This window comes from uncultured Roseobacter sp. (assembly GCF_947495275.1).
Taxonomy (GTDB): Bacteria; Pseudomonadota; Alphaproteobacteria; order Rhodobacterales; family Rhodobacteraceae; genus Roseobacter.
The window spans coordinates 1-3534 of record NZ_CANLYL010000041.1; the positions used below are offsets into that span (position 1 = coordinate 1).

5 protein-coding genes are annotated in these 3534 nt (G+C 54.3%); 4 read left to right on the plus strand and 1 reads right to left on the minus strand.

The window, feature by feature from the left end; all coding sequences use genetic code 11:
• Positions 1 to 102: 102 nt before the first annotated feature.
• On the plus strand, positions 103 to 1479 hold the full coding sequence (locus tag Q0802_RS24525; RefSeq protein WP_298922633.1) for an ISNCY family transposase: 1377 nt from the start codon (positions 103 to 105) through the stop codon (positions 1477 to 1479).
• Positions 1480 to 1515: 36 nt separating this feature from the next.
• Here Q0802_RS24525 and Q0802_RS24530 read toward each other — a convergent pair whose 3' ends face one another.
• A complete protein-coding gene (locus Q0802_RS24530; RefSeq protein ID WP_298922634.1) occupies positions 1516 to 1941 on the minus strand; it encodes a helix-turn-helix domain-containing protein in 426 nt (141 codons plus the stop codon).
• A 425-nt stretch (positions 1942 to 2366) separates the two neighbouring features.
• On the opposite strand from Q0802_RS24530, the gene merF reads away from it, so the two are divergent.
• The 3 genes from merF to Q0802_RS24545 all read left to right on the plus strand — a co-directional run.
• Positions 2367 to 2576: a mercury resistance system transport protein MerF gene (gene merF, locus Q0802_RS24535; RefSeq protein WP_298922635.1), complete on the plus strand. Its 210-nt coding sequence runs from the start codon at positions 2367 to 2369 to the stop codon at positions 2574 to 2576.
• Entirely contained in the window at positions 2552 to 2776 is a 225-nt protein-coding gene (locus tag Q0802_RS24540; RefSeq protein ID WP_298922637.1) for a GDCCVxC domain-containing (seleno)protein, read from the plus strand. Before merF ends, Q0802_RS24540 begins: the two co-directional genes overlap by 25 nt.
• A gap of 285 nt (positions 2777 to 3061) precedes the next feature.
• On the plus strand, positions 3062 to 3534 hold a 473-nt coding region (locus tag Q0802_RS24545), incomplete at its 3' end, for a helix-turn-helix domain-containing protein (protein WP_298922639.1).

Here is a 3534-nt window from a genome sequence, read left to right on the forward strand (position 1 = left end):
TTATACGAATTAGTTGGTGTAGCCGCAAAGCTAAAATGTCACCCATCTGCAATTCAGGAATGTCACTCTCGCCCACAACGATAACAGGCAGAGAGATCGGGCATGGGATGGGTGATTATGAGCGAGCGCGAGCTGAACCGTGTGGAAGTACTGGCACAGGTCGATGATGGACGGCTGACCGTCGACAATGCGGCGAACATGTTGGACCTGACGCGTCGACAGATTTTCCGGCTTTTGAAGCGATATCGACAAGACGGCGCCTCCGCGATCCGGCACAAGGCGCGCGGTAAACCTCCGAACAATCGCATTCATCATGCAAAGCGTGACTATGCGTTGAGCCTTATCAAAGAGAACTATGCCGACTTCGGGCCGACCTTGGCGGCTGAGATGCTGGCCGAACATCACGGCTTCAAGGTCTCTCGAGAGACCGTCCGCAAATGGATGCAGGAAGATGGTTTGTGGTTGTCACGCAAACAGCGCCGCACCTTCCATCAGCCACGACTCCGCCGAGAGTGTTTTGGCGAACTGATCCAGATCGACGGATCAGATCATCGCTGGCTTGAAGATCGTGCTGATCCATGCACCCTCCTCGTCTTCATCGATGATGCGACCAGCACGTTGATGGAACTGCGGTTCGTGGAATCTGAGAGTACATTTACCTATCTTGATGCGTTGGAAAGCTACCTGCTCAAGCATGGTCGACCGGTCGCATTCTACAGCGACAAACACACTGTCTTTCGGGTAGCCAAGCCGAGCAAGCATATGACCGGCATGACCCAATTTGGGCGTGCATTGGCTGAGCTGAACATTGAGATTCTGTGCGCAAATAGTTCCCAAGCCAAAGGCCGTGTGGAACGAGCAAACCGTACGCTTCAGGATCGGCTTGTGAAGGAACTGCGCATCGCAGGTGTTTCCAATATGGATGACGGAAAAGCATTCCTTGAAGGCTTTGTGGACCGTTACAATGCCAAGTTTGCAAAGGCTCCTGCCCGGCCCCACAATCTGCACCGCGCGCTGAACGTGGAACCCGATCATCTTGCCGAGATCTTCTGCCTGCGTGACAAACGCTATGTCACCAAAGACCTAACGATTAAGTACGACCGCAAGCGGATCAAGCTGGAAGTGAACGATCTGAGCCGCGGTCTCGTGGGCAAATATGTTGACGTCTACGAACTGGCTGATGGGCGCATTCAGGTGCGGGCAAAGGGCGTTGCCCTGCCCCATTCCATCCTCAATCCCGAACGTCGGATTACACATGCCGCCATTACCGAGAACAAGCGCCTTGGTGCGGTTCTCGCATACATCAAGGAAGAACAGGACAAACCCGCGCCAAAGCCCAAAGTCAAACCGGTCAGCGCAAAGAATAGGTACAAAAAGACCGGCCGCCGACCGCCAGGGGCCCCGTCTAAAATGGAAGCATATTATGAGCGACGACGGGCGGAGCGGGCTGCCGAGGCAACCGCTTCAAACAAGATGTGAGGTCGCGAGAGGAAGCATTCATTGGCGACAATCTTCTCAGTGTTTGGGTTGCTCTGGTCTGTTTTCGCCAAGACCGTCTTTCATGAGAGAGTCCAGCATCGGACAAGCCGCAGTCCCTTCGTCACAATTCGAGGATAGGCTTAGAAGTGCTTCGCGGAGCCGTGTCAGGTTTTCGATTTTGGCGTTGATCTCATCCAGATGGTTTTCCGCCAACGTCTTCACCTCACCGCAACTTCGATCATCCTGTTCCGTCAGCGACAGGAACGTCTGAATGATCGAGATCGGGAAGCCAAGATCTCGACAGCGCCGCACAAACCTCAATTTCGCAATTTCATCCGGAGAATAGAGCCTGCGCCCTCCTGCCGACCTTCCGGGCTTCGGAACAATGCCTTCGCGCTCATAATAGCGGATCGTTTCGATGTTCACGCCGCTTTGTTCTGACGCTTTGCCAATCGTGAACATTTTGCTTGCTCCTGTAGCCACTACAGGAACTAAAAACGCAGAATGGACCTGAACGCAAATCAACAAACAGCGACTGAGCCAGGCGTAGCTACGCGGCTGGTCATGCCAATCGCGGCACTTCTCGCATTGTTGTCAGCCTCATGCTGTGTGTTGCCAATCGGGCTGTCTATCATCGGCCTTGGCGGTACTTGGCTTACCATGCTTGGGCCGTTCATAGCGTATCGGAGTTTCATCCTTGTCGTTGTCGCCATTGCGCTCATCTGGGCATGGTATCGAGTGATATGGCCCAGAGCATGCACAAGGCGTAGGCGATCCGCTATCGTCTGGGCATCCCTCGCCACCATTGCCTTCTTAGTTGCGCTGTCATCGCCATATTGGGAAGCCTCGGCACAACGGTTCATGTGGGATTTGTGGAGATCGACCCGATGAAGAACAAACTACTGGCACTTGGTCTGGGCGGCACGATCTTTGTGATGCTCTGCTGTTTCACGCCGTTGTTGCCCATTGTGCTCACAGCACTTGGTCTGACTGGCCTGCTCGGCGTTCTCTACAACGATGCTGTTTTGCTGCCGATCTTGGCAGGTTTTCTCATACTGACGGGGTACGCGCTATGGCGACAGAAGCAACAAAAGTAGTCTTAGAATCCACCTTGACCTGTCCATCTTGCGGCCATGCGGAGACTGAGACTATGCCCACTGACGCTTGCCAGTGGTTCTATGAGTGCAAGTCTTGTCAGACGGTATTGAAACCGCTCGAAGGTGACTGTTGCGTATACTGTTCGTATGCGACAGTGCCTTGCCCACCGATCCAAGAAGGAAAATCGTGTTGCGCATAGCTGACTTTCGACATTTCGCGGCAAGTTGAAGGGTCCAAGCCCCAAGGCCGGTAGAGCCACCTAGGGCGCCCGCTCCCACTGCCCCCGCAAAGCCAGCCAGGGCTGCGATATTTGAGGTCTCCGCCCTGTCAGGCTTTGCTACCGTCAACGCTTTTGATGACACTTCTGCTTTGCAAACCCGGTGACATTTCTACTTGGTTGCTACAGTTGTGTACGCGGGAGCGCTCTACCCTGAAGTGCGACTCCTATTAGAAAACAATGAGTTATCTAATAGGAGATCATGGCATGGGAGCCGTTTACACGCAACTATCACTGCAAGAACGCCGTAAAATCGAGAGCTGGTGGCATGCCAAGGTGCCCGTCAGAGAGATGGCGCGCGTTCTTAAGCGTCATAAATCGACGATCTTTCGCGAGATCAAACGCAATTTCTGGGCCGATGATGCGTTCCCAAAGAAGTACGCAGGCTACTTCGGTTATGCCGCTCAGTTGCAGACGGACAAGCGCCGATCTGTACCGCGGAAGCTGATCCGACATCCAGACCTGCGCAAGACCGTGATCGCGCGGATCAAACTGGGCTGGACGCCCGAGCAGATCGGCAACCGCATGATCTATGAAAGTGCTGCGCTGCGCGTCTGCCAGGAGACGATCTATCGCTACATCTACTCGAAAGAAGGCATGGACCAGGAGTTGTGGTGGTACCTGCCCGAGCATCGCAAAGCCCGCAGGCCGCGTCGTGGCAGAAAGCGCCAGAAGCCCAG